This window comes from Vibrio palustris (assembly GCF_024346995.1).
In the GTDB taxonomy this organism is placed as follows: domain Bacteria; phylum Pseudomonadota; class Gammaproteobacteria; order Enterobacterales; family Vibrionaceae; genus Vibrio; species Vibrio palustris.
Genome location: NZ_AP024888.1, coordinates 296,249 through 318,928, shown reverse-complemented (window position 1 = coordinate 318,928; position 22,680 = coordinate 296,249). Strand labels below are relative to the sequence as shown.

The 22,680-nt window shown below is 44.9% G+C and carries 18 protein-coding genes; 12 read left to right on the top strand and 6 right to left on the bottom strand.

The window, feature by feature from the left end:
- Positions 1 to 137: 137 nt before the first annotated feature.
- Both OCU30_RS17295 and OCU30_RS13810 read left to right on the top strand, forming a co-directional pair.
- Positions 138 to 1,433, top strand: coding sequence for a methyl-accepting chemotaxis protein (locus OCU30_RS17295; protein ID WP_077314475.1), 1,296 nt, complete (start codon positions 138 to 140; stop codon positions 1,431 to 1,433).
- 309 nt (positions 1,434 to 1,742) lie between these two features.
- A complete protein-coding gene (locus OCU30_RS13810) occupies positions 1,743 to 1,943 on the top strand; it encodes a cold-shock protein (protein ID WP_162841035.1) in 201 nt (66 codons plus the stop codon).
- A gap of 320 nt (positions 1,944 to 2,263) precedes the next feature.
- Here the strand turns inward: OCU30_RS13810 and OCU30_RS13805 are convergent, their stop codons facing one another.
- Both OCU30_RS13805 and OCU30_RS13800 read right to left on the bottom strand, forming a co-directional pair.
- Complete coding sequence (locus tag OCU30_RS13805; RefSeq protein WP_077314477.1) at positions 2,264 to 3,349, bottom strand: mechanosensitive ion channel family protein; 1,086 nt, start codon at positions 3,347 to 3,349, stop codon at positions 2,264 to 2,266.
- A 159-nt stretch (positions 3,350 to 3,508) separates the two neighbouring features.
- Complete coding sequence (locus tag OCU30_RS13800) at positions 3,509 to 4,912, bottom strand: coniferyl aldehyde dehydrogenase (RefSeq protein ID WP_077314478.1); 1,404 nt, start codon at positions 4,910 to 4,912, stop codon at positions 3,509 to 3,511.
- A 638-nt stretch (positions 4,913 to 5,550) separates the two neighbouring features.
- Between OCU30_RS13800 and OCU30_RS13795 the strand changes: the two genes are divergently transcribed.
- From OCU30_RS13795 to OCU30_RS13765, 7 genes are all read left to right on the top strand, one after another.
- Positions 5,551 to 6,096 carry a cysteine hydrolase family protein gene (locus OCU30_RS13795; RefSeq protein ID WP_077314479.1) on the top strand — a complete coding sequence of 182 codons (546 nt, stop codon included), beginning with the start codon at positions 5,551 to 5,553 and terminating at the stop codon, positions 6,094 to 6,096.
- Positions 6,097 to 6,225: 129 nt separating this feature from the next.
- Positions 6,226 to 6,879 carry an HD domain-containing protein gene (locus OCU30_RS13790; protein WP_077314480.1) on the top strand — a complete coding sequence of 218 codons (654 nt, stop codon included), beginning with the start codon at positions 6,226 to 6,228 and terminating at the stop codon, positions 6,877 to 6,879.
- 486 nt (positions 6,880 to 7,365) lie between these two features.
- Complete coding sequence (locus tag OCU30_RS13785) at positions 7,366 to 8,352, top strand: Bug family tripartite tricarboxylate transporter substrate binding protein (protein ID WP_077314481.1); 987 nt, start codon at positions 7,366 to 7,368, stop codon at positions 8,350 to 8,352.
- A gap of 93 nt (positions 8,353 to 8,445) precedes the next feature.
- Entirely contained in the window at positions 8,446 to 8,955 is a 510-nt protein-coding gene (locus OCU30_RS13780; protein WP_077314482.1) for a tripartite tricarboxylate transporter TctB family protein, read from the top strand.
- A gap of 12 nt (positions 8,956 to 8,967) precedes the next feature.
- The gene (locus OCU30_RS13775; protein WP_077314483.1) at positions 8,968 to 10,479 is read left to right on the top strand and encodes a tripartite tricarboxylate transporter permease; all 1,512 of its coding nucleotides are present in this window, start codon (positions 8,968 to 8,970) and stop codon (positions 10,477 to 10,479) included.
- A 208-nt stretch (positions 10,480 to 10,687) separates the two neighbouring features.
- On the top strand, positions 10,688 to 12,319 hold the full coding sequence (locus OCU30_RS13770) for an ATP-binding protein (protein WP_077314484.1): 1,632 nt from the start codon (positions 10,688 to 10,690) through the stop codon (positions 12,317 to 12,319).
- Entirely contained in the window at positions 12,309 to 13,001 is a 693-nt protein-coding gene (locus tag OCU30_RS13765; RefSeq protein ID WP_205408822.1) for a response regulator, read from the top strand. The genes OCU30_RS13770 and OCU30_RS13765 overlap by 11 nt, the downstream gene beginning before the upstream one ends.
- Positions 13,002 to 13,071: 70 nt before the next feature.
- Here OCU30_RS13765 and ppsA read toward each other — a convergent pair whose 3' ends face one another.
- Positions 13,072 to 15,444 (bottom strand): phosphoenolpyruvate synthase, encoded by a 2,373-nt coding sequence (gene ppsA / locus OCU30_RS13760; protein ID WP_077314486.1) that lies wholly within the window; start codon positions 15,442 to 15,444, stop codon positions 13,072 to 13,074.
- Positions 15,445 to 15,615: 171 nt separating this feature from the next.
- Between ppsA and ppsR the strand changes: the two genes are divergently transcribed.
- Positions 15,616 to 16,449, top strand: coding sequence for a posphoenolpyruvate synthetase regulatory kinase/phosphorylase PpsR (ppsR, locus tag OCU30_RS13755; protein ID WP_077314487.1), 834 nt, complete (start codon positions 15,616 to 15,618; stop codon positions 16,447 to 16,449).
- Positions 16,450 to 16,485: 36 nt separating this feature from the next.
- Here ppsR and fecE read toward each other — a convergent pair whose 3' ends face one another.
- The 3 genes from fecE to OCU30_RS13740 are packed head-to-tail and all read right to left on the bottom strand — an operon-like array spanning position 16,486 to position 19,201.
- Complete coding sequence (fecE, locus tag OCU30_RS13750; RefSeq protein WP_077314488.1) at positions 16,486 to 17,250, bottom strand: Fe(3+) dicitrate ABC transporter ATP-binding protein FecE; 765 nt, start codon at positions 17,248 to 17,250, stop codon at positions 16,486 to 16,488.
- Complete coding sequence (locus OCU30_RS13745) at positions 17,247 to 18,221, bottom strand: FecCD family ABC transporter permease (RefSeq protein WP_077314489.1); 975 nt, start codon at positions 18,219 to 18,221, stop codon at positions 17,247 to 17,249. The genes fecE and OCU30_RS13745 overlap by 4 nt, the downstream gene beginning before the upstream one ends.
- Complete coding sequence (locus OCU30_RS13740) at positions 18,218 to 19,201, bottom strand: FecCD family ABC transporter permease (protein WP_235861860.1); 984 nt, start codon at positions 19,199 to 19,201, stop codon at positions 18,218 to 18,220. The genes OCU30_RS13745 and OCU30_RS13740 overlap by 4 nt, the downstream gene beginning before the upstream one ends.
- A gap of 368 nt (positions 19,202 to 19,569) precedes the next feature.
- On the opposite strand from OCU30_RS13740, the gene OCU30_RS13735 reads away from it, so the two are divergent.
- The gene (locus OCU30_RS13735; protein ID WP_077314491.1) at positions 19,570 to 21,693 is read left to right on the top strand and encodes a TonB-dependent siderophore receptor; all 2,124 of its coding nucleotides are present in this window, start codon (positions 19,570 to 19,572) and stop codon (positions 21,691 to 21,693) included.
- Positions 21,693 to 22,583, top strand: a complete 891-nt coding sequence (locus OCU30_RS13730; RefSeq protein WP_077314492.1) for a Fe(3+) dicitrate ABC transporter substrate-binding protein — start codon at positions 21,693 to 21,695, stop codon at positions 22,581 to 22,583. Before OCU30_RS13735 ends, OCU30_RS13730 begins: the two co-directional genes overlap by 1 nt.
- Positions 22,584 to 22,680 lie beyond the last annotated feature (97 nt).

Here is a 22,680-nt window from a genome sequence, read left to right as displayed (position 1 = left end):
TTATTTTTTTTCGAATTACTTCTATATATTATTCGATAGATTTCTTTCATACATGACACGCTATTTTATTTGCAGAGCTATTTATGATCAGGCCACGTAGGCTTAAGTAAAGGGATAAGTAAAGGGATAAGTAAATTATGTGGTTCAATAAAAAAAAATCGGCTGACGCGCTAAACAAAAAAGTAGAATGCGATGAGCAACGTAATGAGTTAGATGCGATCAAAGAACACACCGCTTATATTGAATTTAAACCCGACGGCACCATCATTGATGCCAACCAACATTTTCTTGATGCCTCTGGTTATACACTGTCTGAAATTGTGGGTAAACACCATAAAATTTTTTGTGATAGTCAGTATGTGGCCTCTTCAGAATATCGAGCATTTTGGGATAAGCTCGCCAGCGGCCAAGGGCATCATGGCACCTTTAAGCGTTTTCGAAAAAACGGCGAAGCACTCGCACTAGAAGCCAACTACTTTCCTGTTACTAACCTTCAAAACAAAGTGGTTAAGGTGATTAAAATTTGTAGTGACGTGACTGAGTCTGCTAATGATCTCAGTGCCAAAAATGCGATTCTCCAGGCCTTAGACAAATCATTAGCGGTGATTGAATTTACTACCGACGGTACAATACTCACTGCTAATCAAAACTTTCTTGATACCGTTGGCTACAGCTTACATGACGTGGTTAACCAACATCATAAGATTTTTTGTTTCGATGACTTCTACCAAGAAAATCCCGACTTTTGGAGCCGTTTAAAACGCGGAGAGCACTTTACCGGGCGTTTTAAACGTAAAGATGCGAACGATAAAGTCATTTGGTTAGAAGCGACTTATAACCCTATCTTAGATCGCCACGGTAAAGCCTATAAAGTGATTAAATTTGCTTCCGATATTAGTAAAAGCGTGGAATTATCTACGCAAGCGGTAGAAATGGCCGCAGCAATTTCAGAAGAAACCTCACACATTACCGATTCTGCAATCCAAGTTTTAAATGATGCCGTGGCCACCTCGCATACCGTCGCTGAAAAAGTTAAAGGGGCCAGCGACCTAGGTGAAGACCTCATGGAGCAGTCAAAAAATATTAATGATATTGTGACAACTATTAATGGTATCGCAGGACAAACCAACCTTCTGGCGTTAAACGCGGCTATTGAAGCGGCGCGCGCTGGCGAGACAGGCCGCGGCTTTGCCGTAGTCGCCGATGAAGTCCGTAAGCTTGCGTCGCGAACCTCTTCGGCGACAGAAGAAATTTCCAGTGTAGTTGGAGAGAATACCGAACTTATCAAAAACATGGGCGCGTACCTAAAGGCCGTCAACGACGTCGCGCTACAAGGCGAAGGCGATATTCATACGGTACAACATGGCTTACAAGATGTCGGCCAGGGTGTAGCTCGCTTTGTCGAGATCGTTGATCGCTTACGTCAAGATTAATCTACGCAGATAAGATGAGGTCATGGTGAGGTACAAATCATGACAAACTAGCAGAGCCATCAGTTTTTAAACATTAAGTAAAAAAAATTGCAAATAACACTAGTAATTTTCAGCAAGGCCTGTATAGTGACAACCAGCTCTTACAAATGAGCTATTAGAAAGTGAAAATTAAGTACAAGTGTTATCCCAGTTTTACTTCGATATATTTCGATGCTCCGGCGATTGCTTCTCCTTCATGATCCAGATAATAGCGTTTGTCACAGCATTCATATACAATTTAAAATATACCGAGGTATTTCTATGTCTAAAATGACTGGTTCAGTAAAATGGTTCAACGAAACTAAAGGTTTCGGTTTCATCACTCAAGACAACGGCGGCGATGACGTGTTTGTTCACTTCAACTCTATCGTAGCAGACGGCTTTAAAACTCTTGCTGAAGGTCAAAAAGTAAGCTTTGACCTAGAACAAGGTAAAAAAGGCCCTCAAGCAGCTAACGTTGTTGGTCAATAAGCTCTCAGCTTATTAAGCCTAAAAGAATTCGATGGTGTGGTCTTTGACCGCACCATTTTTTTTCTAAAACTGACTCATCTGCATCCCCACTTGTCTGTCTACGACCTTCTCTTACCCTGCTGAGAACATCTACGCTGATTCGTACTCAGCGATAATCTCACTGACTTAACCTCACTCTAAGTTAGCTCTATAAGAAATAACCGCCATAACTAGCGACTGAGCATCCAAATAACCCATCAAGCTTACGTATTCTACGGCCTAAGTTTGCTAGCCCTTTTCGTTATATAGATTAAATGATTGATCAACTATCATAGATTCTTCTATTGGTTTTTAGGGGGTGGAAAGGCTTGCTCATTAATCTCAGCACGTACTCGCGGAAAACTTTCAGGGAAGTTGTGCTGAATATAGCCAATCATCGCTTCTCGAACGTGACACCGTAAATCCCAGGCCACTGGCGAGTTTCTTGCCGTCATGAGTAAACGAATCGTCATGGTCTTCTCAGAACAATCGATCACTTGAAAGGCTTTACCTGTCTTATCCCACATATCCGTACCTTCGAGCACTTCTTCAAAATAATTTCTCAATGGTTCCAGTGGCATAGAGTAATCCACATACAAGTTAACCGAACCTAGAATTTGGGCAGTATTCCTCGTCCAGTTTTGAAATGCATTTTCTGTAAAATAGGTGATCGGTAGAACCAACCGACGTAAATCCCAAATTTTTACCACAACATACGTTAGGTTAATTTCTTCTATCCACCCCCACTCGCCCTCAACCACCACAGCATCATCGATTTTTATCGGTTGAGTAAACGCGATTTGAATGCCAGAAAACAAGTTGGCCAATGTTTTTTGCAAGGCAAAACCAATGATAATACCTGCTACACCTGCACCAGTAAGGATGGTCGTACCGTACTGACGAACGCTATCAAAGTTAAGTAAAATCATTCCTAGTGCTAAAATGGTAATAATCACTAACGCCACTTTTTTTACGTAGATGATTTGCGTACGTGCTTTACGCGCTTTGAGATTATCCGCGTGTGAGATGTCGTAACGTTTGAATAACACATCTTCGACCACTTTTACCAAACTGGTGGCAATCATCGCGAAAGATAACACTATAATAATTTGTAAGATCTCTTCTAATACCTTCACCTCCCCTGTAGAAAGAGGTAGCCTATCAGAACCAAGGTGCAATAAAATAGCGGGGACAAATAAGAACCAGCGAGGCCGTAAATGCTGCTGTAACGAGTTGAAGACAAAGCGATTACTTCGCTTAGTATTGTATTTTAACGCCAATAGCACCGCAAAACGCACCACCAAGCCGGCCACCAGCGCGACGACGATCAGCGTAAAAGTAGATAGGTAAGGGTAAGCATTTAAGACTGGTGTGATTTCATAATTCATATTTTAACTCTATGCCCGGATCGGCAAACAAGCAAGTTTATATGTGCTACTCCACACGCTCTTCCTAATATCAAAATTGTGTACACTGGCATGAACGTAAAAACCGCCCCAGATAACTGGAGCGGCTAACACAACACCTACTCGATGAAGCAGGAACCTCTAAGCGTCTAGAAAACTGGTCATCGCTTCAAGTGTCTCTTGTGAATATGGCGCACGAAGTCTTAAACCAGACTCACCTTGCGGCGTTTGTACCACCACTGGCTTAGCATGAGTAAACTCTCGGAAACCATGTAGACCATGATATGCCCCGATACCTGAACCGCCAACACCACCAAATGGTAAATCATTGAGCGATGCATGTGTCATCACATCATTAATCACTAAAGCGCCAGAGGTAGTATGCTGAGCAAACTTATCTTGATTCGCAGAGTTATCGCTAAAGAGATACGCCGCTAACGGTCGGTCATGGGCATTGATATACTCAATCGTATCATCAAGCTGTGTATAGGTTTTGACTGGAAATAATGGGCCGAAGATTTCCTCTTGCATGACATCCATCTCTTCGGTAACGCCAAAGATCAGGTGTATCGCCATCTTGCGAGTCTTCGTATCGTAATCTGGTTCGCCTTGCGGCGCTAAAGACACAACATTGGCTCCCTTGTCACGCGCGTCATCTAACATCGCAACTAAACGTGCAAAGTGGCGATCGGTAATAATCGTGGTGTAATCCTCATTATCTATCATAGATGGGAAGCTCTGCTCGATAAACTCGGCTGAAGCGGCTTGAAATGCCGACTCACTGCCTTCAGGGATCATTATATAATCCGGTGACATACAAATTTGACCCGTATTGAAGGTTTTCACTGTGAGCGTTCGGGCTGCCGCTATGGTGATATCATAGTCGCTATCAACAACCACTGGCGATTTGCCACCAAGCTCCAATGTGACTGGCACTAAATTCTCCGCAGCAGCACGCATAATATGCTTGCCGACTGCTCCGCTTCCAGTAAAGACAAGATGATCAAAGGGCAAAGCACTGAATGCTTTACCCACATCAGCGCCACCTGTTACTACTGTTAATTCTTGTGGGTCAAAGTATTGTGCAACCAACTCTTTCAGTAAAGCCGATGTTCTTGGAGTCAGTTCAGATGGCTTAAGCATAGCGCGGTTACCCGCTGCAAATATGCTCGCCAATGGTCCAAACGCAAGATTGAGAGGGAAATTCCAAGGACTAATCACGCCAACTACCCCCACAGGTTGTTGTTGTATCCACGCTTGAATTCCCCCATCGATATCATCAACGTGCTCAGGTTTGATCCATTCGTCAAGGTGATCATGAGAATGTTTAAGAGCTCCAATAGCGCTCATGATATCGGCAAGGACAGATTGATAGTGACTACGGTGACCGAAATCATCACTCATTGCACCGCACAGTGCGGTATAATTGTCTTTAAGAAGGGCGATAGATTTTTTTAAGCGCTGCTTACGAGTAGAGATGTCCGCCGGCCCCGCATCAATATGTGCTGTTTTCATTGTACGTAACATAGAGTGTAATTCTGACATGCTGTGCTCCTAAATTCGCAAGTAATGCTTAGATAACTCATCTTATCTAATCAATTGTTATATTACCTTAACTGAAAACGGCATAAAGATTGTTATAGAATCTAGTCAGAGCCCTTAATAATGTCAAAATTATGTTTAATTGATAAATAACAATAAATACGCCAAAAAAATAAAAACAACATAAAATCAATGGTTAATAGTAAAAAAAACAAAGGCCCACTCATAAGATTAGTCATGTCATATTTTATATCCCAACAAACTATAACGAAATTTCTATAATTTGTATAAACAGGTATATACAGTATTTATTACCATTCATTTTTTATAGAATAAGTATTATTTAAACCTTGTAACCTTTAGAAATAAATAATGAAATGTGCATTTGTCATGTGAAAGAAAAAATATTAGGCCAATTACGAGTCGGTAATAATATCGCTCTCGAGAGATGTTTATGGTGTACTTACACACCATGATTTACACGTCTTTTTCAACCAATTTTCCTTGCTTTGAGGCCGATAAACAGTGTTTATCTGCGTTAATACGCGCTGCTTTTTTTGATCTTTTTCAGTATACTCGCCGTATCATAAATCGTGGCATGCGTGCTCCCTTTGCCCAACCGAATGCAATAAAGGATTATTATGAAACCCGCTGTTTTAGTGATTGATGTACAAGCCGCTTTATTTGACCCTCAACCGCGACCTTTTGACGCACAATCAGTTATCGTGCGTATTAACGCGGTGACGCAATGGGCACGTAACGAAGGTTATCCGGTCATTTTTATTCAACACGACGAACCTGGTACCGTTATCTCGTTAGAGAGTAATGGATGGCAGCTACAATCCGATCTTCATATCACGGATCGTGATCACCGTATTAATAAGCAAACACCAGATTCGTTTTTACGCACGCCATTACACCCATTACTTGAGCAACTAGAGGTGTCACAACTTATTGTTTGTGGCTACGCTACCGAGTTTTGTGTGGATACCACCACACGCCGTGCCGCTGGCTTAGGTTACCCTGTAACACTTATCGCCGATGCGCATACCACTCATGATAAAACACACGCCAGTGGAGAAGTGATTCGCCAACATCACAATGCGACCTTGCCAAGTATCGGCAGCTTTGGCGTCACTATCAAAGCCGTGCCAACCGCGCAGCTTATTGGTAATAACGTTCGCTGATGACGTTGCTGAAATAGGCATTAGTGGTATTGGTGGCGAATACAGCGATAGATTACCTTCTATCATAGCGATGATTCGCCACATGCCATCGGTTTACCATACCGCCCGCTCTTCTCTCTAGGAGCCATTATGTTGACTGACCAGCAACTTAGCACGTTCGAGCCTGCACTTTTTGAGTATATTCAAACCGTGATGCAGCAAGATATTGCCCATAATATCCAACATGTATTACGAGTAGTGAAAACGGCAAAAGCATTATGCCGTCAAGAACAGGGGCAACTCGCGATTGTGCTGCCCGCTGCGTATTTGCATGATTGCTTTTCTTTCGCGAAAAATCATCCGGATAAAGCAAAAAGCTCAACCATAGCCGCTGATCGAGCGGTCGAGTTTCTACTTTCTATTGATTATCCTCAGGCTTATCATGATGACATTCATCATGCAATTGTTGCTCATAGCTATAGTGCGCACGTCACTCCACGGACTCGAGAAGCACAAATCGTACAGGATGCTGATCGTTTAGATGCTCTGGGGGCGATTGGCGTGGCACGGTGTATTCAAGTCAATACACAGCTCGAGAATGAGTTTTATTCCAGCAACGACCCTTTTTGTCAGTCACGCTCTGCTGATGATCGCCAATTTGCTATTGATCACTTTTATACCAAACTACTCAAGTTACAACATACCATGCATACCCAATCTGCCCAGCAAGAAGCCGCTCAACGCACCCAATTCATGCATCTTTATTTACAACAACTTAGCAGTGAAATTACTCAAGAAGACTAATTCATTGACTTGCTAGAACGTCTTTGTCACCAAACTTACCCAACTCGCGACATTGTCTATAAACCAGGTTAAGTACGTGGGGATAGACCATTGACTCCGCTCATCATGCTTACCTCAATACCAATACAGACAGATTTAACAAAGAATTAATTTAAATAATTACTTTATAAATCATAAAGATAAATAGAAAACGCCAATTAAAAACCATAAAAACCATAAGCGCCATAATTTTGTCGTTCTAAATTGCTCTGGCTCGCATTTCGAAAAACACAACTTCTTTAAGGTAACCGACAAGAAACATTCGGTTAACTAAACATCATCTAACTGCACACAATGCATTGATTAATTGACGGTGTTTCTTAACAACCATAACAAGGTTTAAAGCAGGAGCATTTAAACCAAGCCCGTTCCAGTGAAGGCGATACTGTCACCCTACATGATCGGCCGCCTCGCTATGGAAATGGACAATATTAAAAGGAACGATTTATGTTGAAAGCGAGCAAACTGGTCATCGCCACTTTGATTACCACCTCTGCATTGATGACATTCAATAGTGCAAACGCAGCTAATTACCCACCTAAAACCATTAATATGGTCGCGCCAAGCGGTGCCGGTGGCGGATGGGATCTAACGATCCGTACAGTCGCGAAGACGCTTAAAGATACGGGCATAGTGAAAAGTAATCTTCCGGTCACCAATAGACCTGGTGGCGGTGGTGCCGTCAATCTTGCCTATATGCAAACTCAAAAAGGCAAAGGCAATTTAATCTCGGTGTATTCACCACCGATCTTACTGACAAACCTCACTGGCTTAACCCAATTTAGCTATAAAGATACCACCCCAATTGCTCGATTGATTACTGACTATGCGGCATTTGTGGTACCAGAAAACTCCCGATATAAATCCATCAAAGACGTGATGGATGCCCTCAAAAAAGATCCTAAATCGGTCAAAATTGGCGGGACTTCTGCGGCTGGCTCCATGGATCATATCCAGTTTTTATTAGTGGCTAAAGCCGCTGGTGTTAAAAACCTGCGTCAAATTGATTATGTCTCTTTTCAAGATGGCAGCCTTGTCGCTCAAGCGCTTGGCGGCCATGTGGATTTAATCTCGACTGGCCTTGGAGATGTCGCTGGGTTAGTGAAAAGTGGCAAATTACATGCCTTAGCGCAAACCGCTGACAAACGTGTCGGCGAAGGCGCTATTGCCAAAATCCCGACTGTTAAAGAAAGTGGTATCGATGTCACTTTTGAAAACTGGCGCGGTTTATTTGGCCCTAAAGACATGCCACAAGCCGCCGTCACCTACTGGCGTGACGCGATTAAAAAGATGGTCAAGACTGATGAGTGGAAAGCCGCGGTGAAACGCAATGGCTGGGACAACGCTTATCAAAATGATACGCAATTCAAGGCGTTCTTAGGCAAAACCAATCAGCAGTACAAGACACTTATCAAAGAAGTGTTTGGCCGCTAATTACACACTACACCATGCCTCTTAATTAGGATAAAAGCGGTCGCCATACCGCTTTTTGCTCTCTTCATTCGAGTAATCTCTACGGGTAATTTTATGTCTCAACCTAAACACAGTACGGCGCCCAAAACCGAGAATTGGGACGGCGCGACAGGCCTTTTCAGTATTATTTTTGGCGGCGCTTATGGTGGCTATGCTCTTGCCCTCCCACAGCCGATGTTTGGCAATCCTTACGAAGCGATTTTTATGCCGTTAGCGATCGCTGCCATTGCTATTTTGATTGGTGCTCTACTGATAATAAAAGGCGGTATTCGTCCCTCATTATATGCTTGGCGCGCTTTGCGTAACGAAAGTCCCACGTTAAAAACCAATCGCCGAAAAATTGCGGTTACCTGTTTAATCAGTTTGGGCTACGCCGCCACATTTGATCATTTAGGCTATGTGATCAGCACCTGCTTTTTTATGTTTGCCATTTTATGGGTGACCAGTGGTGTCCGTCACTGGCAAAGAAATATCATCATCGCATTGGCTTTTTCATTGGGCGTCTATTTAATTTTTAATAAGTTACTCGCCGTCAATCTGCCTTCTTTTCCATTTTTCAATTAACGGAGCTCAATCATGACAGATATCTTTGCAAATTTGCTCGATGGTTTTGGTACCGCTCTGCAACCTTATTACCTGCTTTTAATCACCTTTGGCGGTATCTTAGGCACAATCATCGGTATGTTACCAGGGCTTGGCCCTGCAACCGGCGTCGCAGTATTACTGCCGATGACCTTCTCAATGGGCCCCACTGCCTCGCTTATCACTATGACAGGGGTCTATATCGGTGCGATGTTTGGTGGCTCGCGTAGCTCCATTTTGATCAATACCCCGGGGGATGGTGCGGCACTGGCGGCCACCTTTGATGGTTATCCGATGGCAATGAAAGGTCGGGCTGAATCGGCGCTCGCGATTTCTGCTATCGCCTCCCTAATTGGCGGCACGATTGCCGCCGTGTTAATGACTTTACTCGCTGAACCGGTAGCAAGCTTTGCGATAAAATTCGGCCCAGCGGAATATTTTTTACTGATGGTCGCGGCACTGACCATGACGATTTCAATGTCCAAGGGCAACATGCTCAAAGGCTTTTTGTCGATGTGCTTAGGTCTCGCTATTTCCACGGTTGGCATTGACGGTCAATCCGGTCTACAGCGTTTTACGTTTGGTAGTTTAGAGTTGCAAACCGGCATTGATTTTTTAGTTGTCATCATCGGTATTTACGCCATGGGCGAAGTCTTTAAAAGTTTTAAAACCTTGTCTGAGGGCAGTAAAAACGTACAAACCCAATTCAAACGAATCTGGATCAATAAGCAAGAATGGCAGCGCTCTAAATGGCCGATTTTACGCAGTGCCCCCGTCGGGTTCATTATCGGTGCGTTACCGGGCGCTGGCGGTACCATGGCGTCACTGATGTGTTATAACAATGAAAAACAGCTTTCTAAGCATAAAAAAGAGTTTGGGCATGGGGCGATTGAAGGGCTTGCGGCACCAGAGTCCGCTAACAATGCGGCTTCTATTGGCGCAATGATCCCCATGCTATCGCTCGGCGTGCCAGGTTCAGGCACCACCGCCGTTATGATGGGCGCACTGTTAATGTTAGGCATTCAACCTGGGCCGTTGCTTTTTGCTCAACATCCCGATACCGCTTGGGGTCTCATTGCGAGTATGTTTGTGGCCAACATCATTCTAGCGTTTGTCAATATTCCTCTAGCTGGCGTGTTAGTACGCTTGTTAGCCATCCCAGCGCAAGTGCTCTACCCTATAGTGCTGGGGCTCGCATTTGTTGGCTGCTATGCCATCAGTGCCTCCGTGATGGATTTCTATATCTTGATCATTTTAGGTATTGCTGGGGTGATGATGGGCCGAGTAAACATTCCCACCGCGCCGATGATTTTAGCGGCCATTGTCGGAAGCCAAATGGAACAATCATTTCGACAAGCGTTTCGTATCGCCGACCAAAATTTAAGTACATTCACCCATTCTGGCATTTCTCAAGCCTTGTTAGGCGTGATTGCGTTATCAGTATTGTGGCCATTGGTGACCTTTTTCAGACACAGAAAAGCACCGACATCCGCACCGCAACAATGACAAACGACGTGACGATATAGGTAATCCGCTTATTTCGTCACGGCTAAATTGCTGATAGTTCAAATCATATGCCCAAACTCTGTTTGGGCATTTTTTATTTCCAAGCGACTTTTTACCGACCACGCTCTCAAACAATGCAAGCAATCATAGTGAAGCACGTTATTTTGTTTTATTGTGCCGGATCTCGATTTTTTAAAGTTATTACCCCATGAGTCCAGTCACTTTTCGTAGTAAAATCTTCGTCTTATTATTTGGCTTCGTCATCGTTCAACTGGTCGTCATTGTTTGGCATTTTGATAACACCCTTTACCAATCTATCAAACACCAAGTCGGCACTCGCGCATTAATTCAAGCCAAAGAAATTGCTTCCGACCCAGAGCTCATCAAGTACGTCGAACAAAATAATAGCCAAGCAATCACCACACTGATCCAGCGTTTAGCCAAAATTTCCGATGCCAGCTTCATTGTCGTTGGTAACAAGCAAGGAATTCGTTTGGCTCACCCAAAGCAAAATAGAATTGGTCAACCCATGCAAGGCGGCGATAACGCGGGTGTGCTTGAGCGTGGCAAGTCATATATCACCTTACGCGAAGGGAGCCTTGGCTACGGGCTACGCGGCAAAACCCCCATTTTTGATAGTGACCATCACATTATTGGTGTCGTTTCCGTCGGCTATCTACTTAACCGTTTTGATCAATGGCTCGATGTTTATATGCAACCATTGCTGATCGAAATACTGGTCGTGTTAATGCTCACCCTAATCGCCTCTTGGATGTTTTCTCGGCATATCCAAAAACAAATGAACGGTATGGAGCCTGAGCAAATTGCGCTAGCACTGAACCTACAACACTCTATTTTAAGCTCAGTCTATGAAGGGGTTATTGCGATTGACGCCAAAGGCCAGTTTCTCGCCATCAATGATTCTGCTCGTAAAGTTTTGAATATTGAGCATGACATGCACCACTTGAAAAACCGGCAGTTAATCGAGTTTGTCGCCCGTTCTGAGTTCTTTTTTCGCCCTCCCTTAACGTGCAACTTACACGATGAGATACTGCTACTCAACGGCCACAGCTTTATTGCCAATCGCATCGCAATTTTCGAGCGGCAACGTTTGATTGGCTGGGTGATCAGTTTTCGCGCCAAAGATGAAATATACTCGTTAACCGCGGATCTCACGCAAATTAAACAGTACACGGATCATTTGCGTGTACAACGCCATGAGTTTTCTAACCGGCTCGCCACTATTGCCGGATTAATCCAGTTAGGGAAAATTGACGAAGTACAAACACTGATTGCCAATGAAAATACCAATAAACAGCAAGTCATCGATTTTATCTCGCAACGGATACACCTTTCGCAAGTGGCTGGCTTATTGTTAGGGAAATCGTTTCGAGCGAAGGAGCTGGGTTTATCATTGGAGCTTGATCCAACCTGTCAGCTGCACTCGCTACACTGCTCACTGAGTGAAACGGAATTATGTGCCATATTAGGTAACCTCATCGATAATGCGTTTGAAAGTACGATAAAAAACCCCGTGACTTCAGGAGTTGTCGACGTATTGCTTTCGGACGCGGGGCAAGATCTGATCATTGAAGTCACAGATAATGGTCAAGGCCTACAAACCGATAATATCGACAGTATTTTCAAAAAAGGCATCACCAGTAAAGCGGACAAACACCAACACGGCATTGGTCTTTACTTGGTCAATCAGTATGTCCAACAGGCTAACGGATTTATTACTATCGATGACGCCGAACCACAGGGCTGTATTTTTTCAATCTTCATTGCCAATCATCCCATAACAGAACACGGAAGCTCAAAGGGACAACATTATGAATAAGCTGGACGTTCTCATCATTGAAGACGACATTAAAATCGCTGAAATTCACAGCCAAATGCTCAAACAAACCACGCGCTTTCGTCCCGTTGCGATAGCCGAAACCTTTAAAATGGCAAAGGTTATGGTGAAAGTCCACCAGCCGAAACTGATCATTCTCGATAATTATTTACCCGATGGCTCTGGTATAGAATTCTTTCGTGAAATGGTGGCTGATAAATCAACCAGTAAAATCGATGTTATTTTAATCACTGCCGCTGATGAAATTAATACGGTTAAAGCCGCCATGAAGCTTGGGTGTTTTGATTATCTTCTTAAGCCCGTTTCCTACACCCGTTTACAAGAAACGCTGGAACGTTACTTATCCCTTCATAGTGCGATGAACGCCTATGACAATGTAGAGCAGCGGCAAATTGATGATTTATTTAATATCAAACTGCGCGATAAACCCCAGCAAGCCTTACCTAAAGGTATCGAAAGCATTACATTAGACAAAATTAAACGTGTGTTTTCTCAGCATATTGGCCGTAAGTTTACGGCATTGCAGTTGAGTGAAGCCGTCGGCATTGGCAAAACCACTGCACGGCGCTACCTAGAGTATTGCGCGGCTAATGGCTTACTCAGTGCTGAAAACGAATACGGTAAAGTCGGCCGCCCCGAGCGAGTGTATGTCAAAAATCATTAGCAGCATATCCAATAATTAGTCATAAAAAAGCGCTGGTCATGACCAGCGCTTTGATGTTGTCGCGCGAGTATTATTGCCCTGAGACTTTACCCAGTTTAATCCACGTATCAATCACGGTATCCGGGTTAAGCGAGACCGAACTGATGCCCTGCTCCATCAGCCATTCGGCTAAATCGTCATGATCAGAAGGTCCCTGACCACAGATGCCGACATATTTACCGGCTTTGATCGCGGCATCAATCGACATCTTCAGCATCACTTTCACCGCCGGATTACGCTCATCAAATAAATGGGCAACATCACCAGAATCCCGATCAAGCCCCAGTGTCAGCTGAGTCATGTCGTTGGATCCAATAGAGAAGCCGTCAAAGTATTTAAGAAACTCTTCGGCCAGTACTGCATTGGATGGCAGTTCACACATCATGATCACTTTCAGCCCCTGCTCACCACGGCGTAAACCGAATTTAGCAAGCAGATCGATAACCGATGCCGCCTCACTGGGTGTCCGTACAAACGGGATCATGATTTCCACGTTTTTCAGCCCCATCTCGTTACGCACACGCTTCACAGCCTGAGTTTCTAGTTCAAAACACTCTTCGAACACAGGCGAGATGTAGCGTGACGCACCACGAAAGCCGAGCATCGGATTTTCTTCGTGAGGTTCATGGTGACTACCGCCGAGCAGATTACTGTATTCGTTTGACTTAAAATCAGACATCCGCACAATCACACGTTTTGGCCAGAAAGCCGCAGCGATGGTTGCAATGCCTTCAGTGAGTTTACTAACGTAGAAATCGACCGGATCTTTGTAACCGCGAATACGCTCGTTGATCTCTGCTTTGAGCTCATCACTCTGCGCGTCAAAATTCAGCAAAGCTTTCGGGTGAATACCGATCATTTTATTGATGATAAATTCCAAGCGTGCCAACCCCACTCCTTCATTGGGGATTTGCGCAAAATCAAAGGCGCGATCGGGGTTACCCACATTCATCATAACTTTGGTCGGCAACAGCGGTAATTCGTCGACAGAAGAACGGCGCACTTCAAAGTCGAGTAATCCTTGGTAAACATAACCTGTTTCGCCTTCTGAACACGAAACGGTCACCGTGGCTCCATCACTTAAAGTACTCGTGGCGTTCCCGCAACCAACGATAGCCGGAATACCTAATTCACGGGCAATGATGGCAGCGTGACAGGTACGACCGCCCCGGTTCGTCACAATCGCAGAGGCTATCTTCATCACCGGCTCCCAGTCTGGATCCGTCATGTCGGTTACCAGAATATCGCCTTTTTGCACCAGTGACATCTGATCTAGCGAATCGACCAAACGTAGCGTACCACTACCGATACGCTGACCAATCGCCCGGCCTTCAATCAATACGTCTGCTGTATTGTTAAGCTCGTAACGTTCGATAATATTCTGTCCGTTTTGCGAGCAAATCGTTTCTGGACGAGCTTGAACAATGTACATTTTACCGTCAATACCATCTTTGGCCCACTCAATATCCATAGGACGCTGGTAGTGCCTCTCGATGATCATTGCCTGTTTAGCCAGTTCTTTGATCTCATCATCAGTCAGTGAGAACTCACGACGTTCTTGTTCTGAAGTATCAACAATTTCAACCTGCTTACCAATTGCTTGGTCTTCAGAGTAGATCATTTTAATCTGCTTCGATCCAAAGGTTTTCTTCACGATCGGCGCCTGGCTGGTTTCAAGTAGCGGTTTATGCACGTAAAATTCGTCAGGATTCACCGCCCCCTGCACCACCATTTCACCGAGCCCCCAAGCTGATGTAATGAAAACAACTTGATCAAAACCTGACTCGGTATCAAGCGTAAACATCACCCCCGAAGAGGCTTTATCCGAGCGCACCATACGCTGGATGCCGGCAGAGAGAGCAATGCCTCGGTGGTCAAAGCCCTGGTGCACACGATACGAGATGGCACGGTCGTTAAATAGCGACGCGTATACATGCTTGGTCGCTTCCAGAACCGAGTCAATCCCTTTCACGTTTAGGAAAGTCTCCTGCTGACCAGCAAATGAGGCATCCGGCAGATCTTCGGCGGTTGCCGAAGAACGCACGGCTACAGACAATTCAGGGTTACCTTCCACCAATGTTTCGTAATTATCGCGGATATCACGTTCTAGATCGGCCGGAAAAGGCGCGTCCAGAATCCATTGACGAATGGTCGTTCCCGTTTTACGCAACGCATCAAAATCGTTGGTATCCAGATCATCGAGCAATTGGTGTATACGATGGTCTAAGCCTTCAAAATCAAGGAACTGATTGAATGCATACGAGGTGGTCGCAAAACCATTAGGGACTGAAACACCAGCATTGGCTAGGTTAGATACCATTTCACCAAGTGATGCGTTTTTTCCGCCGACTTTGTCGACATCTTCCATGGACAGGCCATCATACCAGAGCGTGTTTTTTTGCATGTCTTTCTCCAGAAACAGTGCAACTTTGTAGGGTGGCAATCGATCACGCATCAACTTTATAAAAATCCAAAGGAAATTTTCAAAGCTGTGGGCGGCGTAATAGCATGCCGGGTTTTATTATCGTTATTATGGTTACTATCTAATCAGGTTATTTTTAAGTTTTAAACAAAAATGCAAACAGAAAGTCAAAGTCGTGATGTATTCTACGTTTCCGATGGTACCGCCATCACTTGCGAAACGATCGGCCACGTTGTGCTCGGGCAATTCCCGTTTCGCGCCAATGAGCAAACCTTCCCGTTTATTGAATCCAACGACAAACTCAGCGATCTTATCAGGCAAATTGAGCTCTCGTTTGCCCGCAACGGGGTACGCCCGCTCGTATTTTTTTCTATAGTGGTGCCTGAGCTACGCGAACGTCTGTGCAATGCGCCCGCTTACTGCTATGACGTGCTAGGCAGCATAGTGCAGAATATTAAAGATGATACTCACATGGAGCCAGTACCACAGCTACAGCGCTCACGCAGTGTTGGTAAAGACACCAATACCTATTTTGAACGAATTGCGGCTATCGAGTATACGCTGGCACATGATGATGGGGTGTCACTCAAAGGGCTAGAACAGGCGGATATTATTCTGCTCGGTGTCTCGCGCAGCGGCAAAACACCGACCAGCCTCTACATGGCCATGCAATTTGGTTTGCGTGTGGTCAATTATCCGTTTATTGCCGATGATATCCGTGCGCTGCGTTTGCTACCTATATTTGAAATGCACCGTCACAAACTGTTTGGCCTGACGATTGACGCCGAGCGTCTGACCGAGATTCGTGAAAATCGTATGGCGGGCAGCACCTACGCCAGTAACCAGCAGTGCCAGACAGAACTCGCCACCGTAGAAAACTTGTTCCGTCGTGAAGCAGTCCCATACATCAATACGTCATCACTGTCGGTGGAGGAAATTTCCGCCCGTATCCTGGAAAAATCCGGCCTCAAACGGCGTCTATTCTGATGATTGTAGAGAACGAGAGGTTTTTTGCTGGCATCGCTAATAGGCAATACACATCGGCGTATTGGCGATCGGGTCTTTGATTACTTTGGCTTTGAGTGAGAATACCTGTTCTAATAATGCTTCGGTGAAGACTTGCTCTGGCGCGCCTTGTGTTACAAGCTGGCCTTGCTTTAATACCACCAAATGATCGCAATATCGGCATGCCTGATTGAGATCGTGTAACACCACAATCACGGTTTTACCTTGCTCGTTCATCGCACGCATGATTTTCATCAACTCAGTTTGATGAGAAAGATCTAAATAAGTGGTGGGTTCATCCAGCATCACGATATTGGTATCTTGCGCTAATATCATCGCAATCCACGCTCGCTGTCGTTGGCCGCCAGAGAGCGATTCAACCGATTGCTTAGCAAGCTCGGTTGTACCGGTTTCCTGCATGGCTTGCGCCACTTTCGCTTGGTCTTCTTTGCCCAACTTGCCCCAATGAGACAAATATGGCGAGCGCCCATACTCAACTAACCGTTGCACATTGATGCCTTCTGGCGTCACCAATACCTGCGGTAACAGTGACATTTCCTGAGCTAACTGTTTATCGTGATAGCGATTGAGTGGCGTGCCATTAAGCCGCACCTCGCCTTGGGTTGGCTTGTTAATTCGGGCTAACGCTTTCAGCAGAGTGGATTTTCCGCAGCCGTTGGGACCAATTAATGCGGTAATTTTTCCTTTGGGCAACGTTAGGTTTAACTCTTCAATGATTACGGTATCACCATACGATACTTGCAGATTTTTCGCTTCGATCATGACCAACCTTTATAACGCTGTAAAAGAAAAATAAAATACGGTGCACCGATCAATGACGTCAGTACTCCAGCGGGCAATTCTACGGGCGGATGAATGCCGCGCGCCAGTGTGTCGGCAAGCAACACCATCAGTGCGCCGAGTAATGCCGCACTTGGTGCTAATAATTTATGATTGTGACCAAACATCATTCTAGCCAGATGTGGGGCCAGCAAACCGACAAAACTAATCGTACCGCATACCGACACACTAATACTGGCGAGTAAGACGGCACTGATCAATGCCATCGCTTGTAGGCGTTTAGGGTTAACCCCTAGTGACATAGCGGTCTCCTCCCCTAAGCCCATCACATCCAATCGCCACGCCAGCCATAATGCCAATGGCAATATAATGGCTAATGTCGCCCAAATATACGGTACTTGGGTCCAGTTTCGTCCCCATAAGCTGCCGGTTAACCACACCATCGCACTGTTAATCTCGACCGGATGCACAATCATTAAGAAATCGATGCCACTGGCTAAAAACGCACTAATAGACAGGCCAATCAACGCCAATCGGGCTGGTGTCGGCTGCAATTTATAGCCAATCAGTAATATGACTGTGGCCGCGACTAATCCGCCGAATAACGCGCAGAGTGGCAGGTAATACAAAGGTGCATCAGGATAAAATACCAATAGCAGCGTTGCTGCCAACCCGGCCCCAGAGCTGATACCCATTAAGTCTGGAGAGGCTAGAGGGTTACGGATCACTCCTTGTACCAACATGCCTGATAAACCTAAGCCCGCCCCAACGCCAACGGCTAATACGATTCGTGGTAATCGGTATTGATTAATAATGAAATCAAACTCCCCACCGTTTAATAACGTATGAGTGATTTGTGCAACCGATAACTGAGTCGCTCCGGTGATTAACCCGCTAATCCCGATGACCAAGACACATAGACTCAGTGTGATAAGTTTCCATTGGTGGTTCATGATTTCCCCCTCATGGCTAAAATCACGAAAAATGGAGTTCCGAGTAATGCGGTGAGCACGCCCACTGGTGTTTCCGCCGGAAACGCAATGGCTCTTGAAAAGCTGTCAGCCCATACGATAAGCCCAGCACCGAGCAGAGCACAAGCAGGTAGTAACATCAGAAAATTATAGCCAACGACACGTCTTGCAATATGAGGGATAAGCATCCCGACAAACCCGATGGAACCGGCGATTGCGACACTTGATGCGGTCAGCAATACCACCGCAAGGCATGTGACTAAACACGTTCGCCTAATATTGAGACCGAGACTGGTCGCGACATCATTCCCTAATGCCAACAAATTAAGGTTTTTAGCCACATAAGCAGCCAACATGAGGCCAACAAGGCTAGCAGGCCACAGTGAATGCCACTGAGCCCACCCGGCTGAAGATAAAGAGCCCGCGAGCCAATTGATCACACTGTAGGCTTTATCATCGGCCAATATTACTGCAGCCCGCGTGATGCCAATCAATAAGGCACTTATCGCCATACCCGCTAATACCAGTTTTAATGGGTGTGGTCGTTGTGAAAAAAACCCGCCTAAACTCATCACCAATGCCCCACTGACAACGCCACCTAATGCCGCGACAACCAAACTTGGTAAATCACTCAAGATGGGAACTCCAATGGTGGCGAGCGCCATACAACACGCCGCGCCTGCATTAATTCCTAATATTGAAGGGGACGCCAACGCATTACGGCTTAACCCCTGCATAAGTGCGCCTGCTATGGCTAAATTGGCACCGATCATAAGCCCTGTTAATAATCTAGGCATACGAATGGAGGCGAGAATTTGCTGCTGCATATTCGTGGGATCAAACGCCAAAAGGTATCCAGTTAAGTCATCCCAAGTGAGCAGAAAACTCGACCAAGAGAGTAACGAAAATACGCTGCCCGAAAGCAAGAAAATCATTAATAAAAGCCAAATCAAAATTGGCATTGCAGGACATCGCATGAAATTAAGCTATTACTCATTAGAAAGAAGGCACGCTCATCAACGCACATTAACCGCGTTTATGAATTAAGAGGGGACAGATATTAACTGTAAGGCAAATAACAATCAATTTCATTTATAATCTGTCATGCCAGCTCGCCAGTGACACTTGATATAATATGTTCCCATAACGTTCAGCACATCACGCAATCACAACTATTCACCCGTTAAATTCTCAACCGCTCACAAATAAATTGACGAGATGTATTAAATGAGAATGATTACTATAACTATTGAATGTATACTGCCGCCCAAATATTATCATAGCCATACACCTATTATGCATATTGATGCATTTCATTTAGAGCTCAGACATGAAATTTATTGTTAATACCATTACACGCAGCTTAGTCTTAGTACTGGGCATCAATAGTTACGCTTTCGCCGACGAGCCAACACAAGACAATACTAATGCTGATGACACCGTGGTTATTGTTGGTCAGCAACACTCTTATTTAAATCCACAAGTTAGCACCGCGACCAAAACGGATATTGATCCTCTTGATACACCCAATACGGTCAATGTTATCAATCACCAGTTTTTACAAGATATCCGTGCGACTTCTCTGGCCGATGCCTATGGCTATACAACAGGATTAACACGATCAGGCGTCAATGCCGATAGCTTTACCTTGCGTGGTATGCCTGCCGATCTCAATACCATTCAAGTGAATGGTCTACCCGGCTTAGCATCACGATTTGGTTCTCCAACCACTGCCAACGTTGAACAAGTAGAAATACTTAAAGGCCCGGCTTCTATTATGTATGGCCAAATACAGCCGGGTGGCATGATCAATATCATCACCAAAAAGCCTCAAGACGAAGCCGCAATTAACTATGATATCTCTAGCCGCACTTATGATACTGGGGTAAGCGGCTTTGGTGACGACAACGGTTTTACTGGCACTATTGATGCTACCGGCCCAATCAATGCCAGTAAAACTTGGTTATATCGTATGATCATCAGTAGCGAAGACACTGATTCTTATCGTAATGATGTCGACGAGCACAACTATTACCTCTTTCCAACGTTCACTTATCGCCCATCAGCATTGACAGAGCTGACCTTCGGTTTAGAGCTACAATCAGAAAAACGCGTCGCTGATAACGGCATTGTCGCATTAAATAATAATATTCATCACGTTGCGCCTATCGATACGCACTATCAAGCCGCTGGTGATTCTGATGACGACAAAGGCACCGCCGCTTTTGCAACCTTTAAAACGGCGTTAGTTAATGATTTTGATCTGACTATTCAGTGGCGCAGTGTATGGCACGAAGATACGCGTGATTTGTATGAAACGCGAGACATCAACGATGTCACGCAGCAAGTTAGCGTGCGCGACCGCTCCCAAGTCAATAAACGTGAGTATCACTTTGTCGATGCACGTACCACCGGTAGTGTATGGACGGGTAATATTGAGCATCAATTGTTATTGGGGACCAATATTGGCTTTGAGAAAAAAGACTTCTTACGTGAAACCTACGCCACCACACAAGTCGATTTTATCAACCCACAAGATCCGACAGAGCGTAACGAAAATAAATACAAACAAGATCACCGTATTACCGAATACACTAACTACAGTTTATACGCACAAGATACCATTTACCTCAATCAAGATTGGACGCTAATGGGCGGCTTACGCTATAGCCGTCAGGATGTCGATTTTGACTACGTCAGTAAATCTACTACGGACACTCAATCGACCGATGCCTTGGTGTCGCAAGCCGGCATTGTCTATAAAATTGTCGATGGTACCTCGCTCTACGCCAGCTATGGAGAGAGTTTCAATCCAAACAGCGTCGAGAAAAAAGACGCGAATGATGATGCGTTTGATCCAGAAAAAGGCCGCCAGTACGAAATCGGTACTAAGACCAATCTTCTTAATGACAAGACCAACCTAACCGTCGCATATTTCGATATTAAGAAAACCAATGTGGTTGATAAAAACGATGCTGGTGATTATGAATTACTTGGCCAAATTCGTAGCAAAGGAATAGAAACTGAAATGCTGGCGATGCCGGTCGATAATTGGCAGATCAAACTCGGTTATGCGTATGTCGATTCTGAAGTGGCGGATAATCCAGATGCAGCGATTCAAGGTAACCGTACGCCAATGAGTGCTTATCATGATGCCTATGTTTGGACTCGATATAACTTCCCATATGAAGTGGCTGGCGGGATCATTGGGACAACTCTTGGCGCAAACTATGAAAGTGCCCGTTACACCAGTGAAGACCCAGCAGATCGCGTTAAACTGCCATCCTACGTTACGGTCGATCTCGGTGTGCATTACGATATTAATCAATACCGAGCATCGCTCAACATCGGCAACCTTTTTGATGAAACGTATTACGTGGGCGGCAAAGATAGTCATCGCTTATATACCGGTGATCCGCGTACTCTCACACTCAGCTTTTCCGGTAAGTTTTAATGAAGTGGTATAGATTCATTCAAACTGGTCTCCTTGCGCTGTGTTTATGCACGGCGCAAGGCGCGATTGCCAGCGATGCACTCACTGCCGTCAAACATCTCGATAACCCACGAGTCGTCGCGCTTGAATACTCGTTTGTCGACGCACTGGCGGCTATCGGGGTCTCTCCTGTCGGGGTGGCTGACGATCAAAACCCACATCGGATTATTCCGCAAGTCAGACGCCTGATTAAACCGTGGACATCGGTTGGCATGCGTTCGCAACCGAATTTAGAGGTTATCGCTCAACTCAAGCCAGACTTAATTATTGCTGATGCGTATCGACACAAAATAAGTCTGCATGATCTTTCACAAATCGCGCCGACCATTTTGCTTAAAAGCCGTGGCGAAACTTATCAAGAGAGTTTGGATGCAGCCCTAAAAATCGGCAAAGTACTTGGCAAAGAAAACGCTATGCGACAGCGCCTTGCCAAACATCACGCATTAATGAATCAGTATAAAGGCACGTTTACTCACCAAGGTTTAGTGCAATTTGCGAACGTTAACGACCGTGGTATGTGGATGCACGGCCCAACATCGTTCACAGGTAGCTTACTGACGTATCTTGGCCTGCAACCTGCTCTTCCAAACCTACAAAATAGCCACCTGATGGAAGCCAACTTAGAGGTATTACTCAAGGTCAACCCGGACTGGCTATTTTACAGTCAAACAACCCACACTACTGTATTTGATAGCTGGCAAACAAATCCACTCTTTAAGCTTTTGAAAGTAAGCAAGAGTGGACAAGCAATACAAGTCTCGCCACAACTGTGGTCACTCAACCGTGGCATGCTCGCCGCAGAAGGGATAGCTAAACAGCTTGATGACATTTTTAAGCAGAAAAGCGAATAGAGAAACGACTTAACTTAGATAAGAGAATCTCTACCACGCTAACAACATAATGATAGCAACACACCCATGATCACAACATGATCATGAGTGTGTTACT

Bases quoted from the DNA above. Each gene is read 5' to 3' on its own strand.
- OCU30_RS13805 (WP_077314477.1), bottom strand. From the start codon at position 3,349: ATGAATTATGAAATCACACCAGTCTTAAATGCTTACCCTTACCTATCT.
- OCU30_RS13790 (WP_077314480.1), top strand. From the start codon at position 6,226: ATGTTGACTGACCAGCAACTTAGCACGTTCGAGCCTGCACTTTTTGAG.
- OCU30_RS13810 (WP_162841035.1), top strand. From the start codon at position 1,743: ATGACTGGTTCAGTAAAATGGTTCAACGAAACTAAAGGTTTCGGTTTC.
- OCU30_RS13795 (WP_077314479.1), top strand. From the start codon at position 5,551: ATGAAACCCGCTGTTTTAGTGATTGATGTACAAGCCGCTTTATTTGAC.
- OCU30_RS13775 (WP_077314483.1), top strand. From the start codon at position 8,968: ATGACAGATATCTTTGCAAATTTGCTCGATGGTTTTGGTACCGCTCTG.
- OCU30_RS17295 (WP_077314475.1), top strand. From the start codon at position 138: ATGTGGTTCAATAAAAAAAAATCGGCTGACGCGCTAAACAAAAAAGTA.
- OCU30_RS13740 (WP_235861860.1), bottom strand. From the start codon at position 19,201: ATGCCAATTTTGATTTGGCTTTTATTAATGATTTTCTTGCTTTCGGGC.
- OCU30_RS13785 (WP_077314481.1), top strand. From the start codon at position 7,366: ATGTTGAAAGCGAGCAAACTGGTCATCGCCACTTTGATTACCACCTCT.
- OCU30_RS13770 (WP_077314484.1), top strand. From the start codon at position 10,688: ATGAGTCCAGTCACTTTTCGTAGTAAAATCTTCGTCTTATTATTTGGC.
- ppsA (WP_077314486.1), bottom strand. From the start codon at position 15,444: ATGCAAAAAAACACGCTCTGGTATGATGGCCTGTCCATGGAAGATGTC.
- OCU30_RS13800 (WP_077314478.1), bottom strand. From the start codon at position 4,912: ATGTCAGAATTACACTCTATGTTACGTACAATGAAAACAGCACATATT.
- ppsR (WP_077314487.1), top strand. From the start codon at position 15,616: ATGCAAACAGAAAGTCAAAGTCGTGATGTATTCTACGTTTCCGATGGT.
- OCU30_RS13745 (WP_077314489.1), bottom strand. From the start codon at position 18,221: ATGAACCACCAATGGAAACTTATCACACTGAGTCTATGTGTCTTGGTC.
- OCU30_RS13735 (WP_077314491.1), top strand. From the start codon at position 19,570: ATGAAATTTATTGTTAATACCATTACACGCAGCTTAGTCTTAGTACTG.
- fecE (WP_077314488.1), bottom strand. From the start codon at position 17,250: ATGATCGAAGCGAAAAATCTGCAAGTATCGTATGGTGATACCGTAATC.
- OCU30_RS13780 (WP_077314482.1), top strand. From the start codon at position 8,446: ATGTCTCAACCTAAACACAGTACGGCGCCCAAAACCGAGAATTGGGAC.
- OCU30_RS13730 (WP_077314492.1), top strand. From the start codon at position 21,693: ATGAAGTGGTATAGATTCATTCAAACTGGTCTCCTTGCGCTGTGTTTA.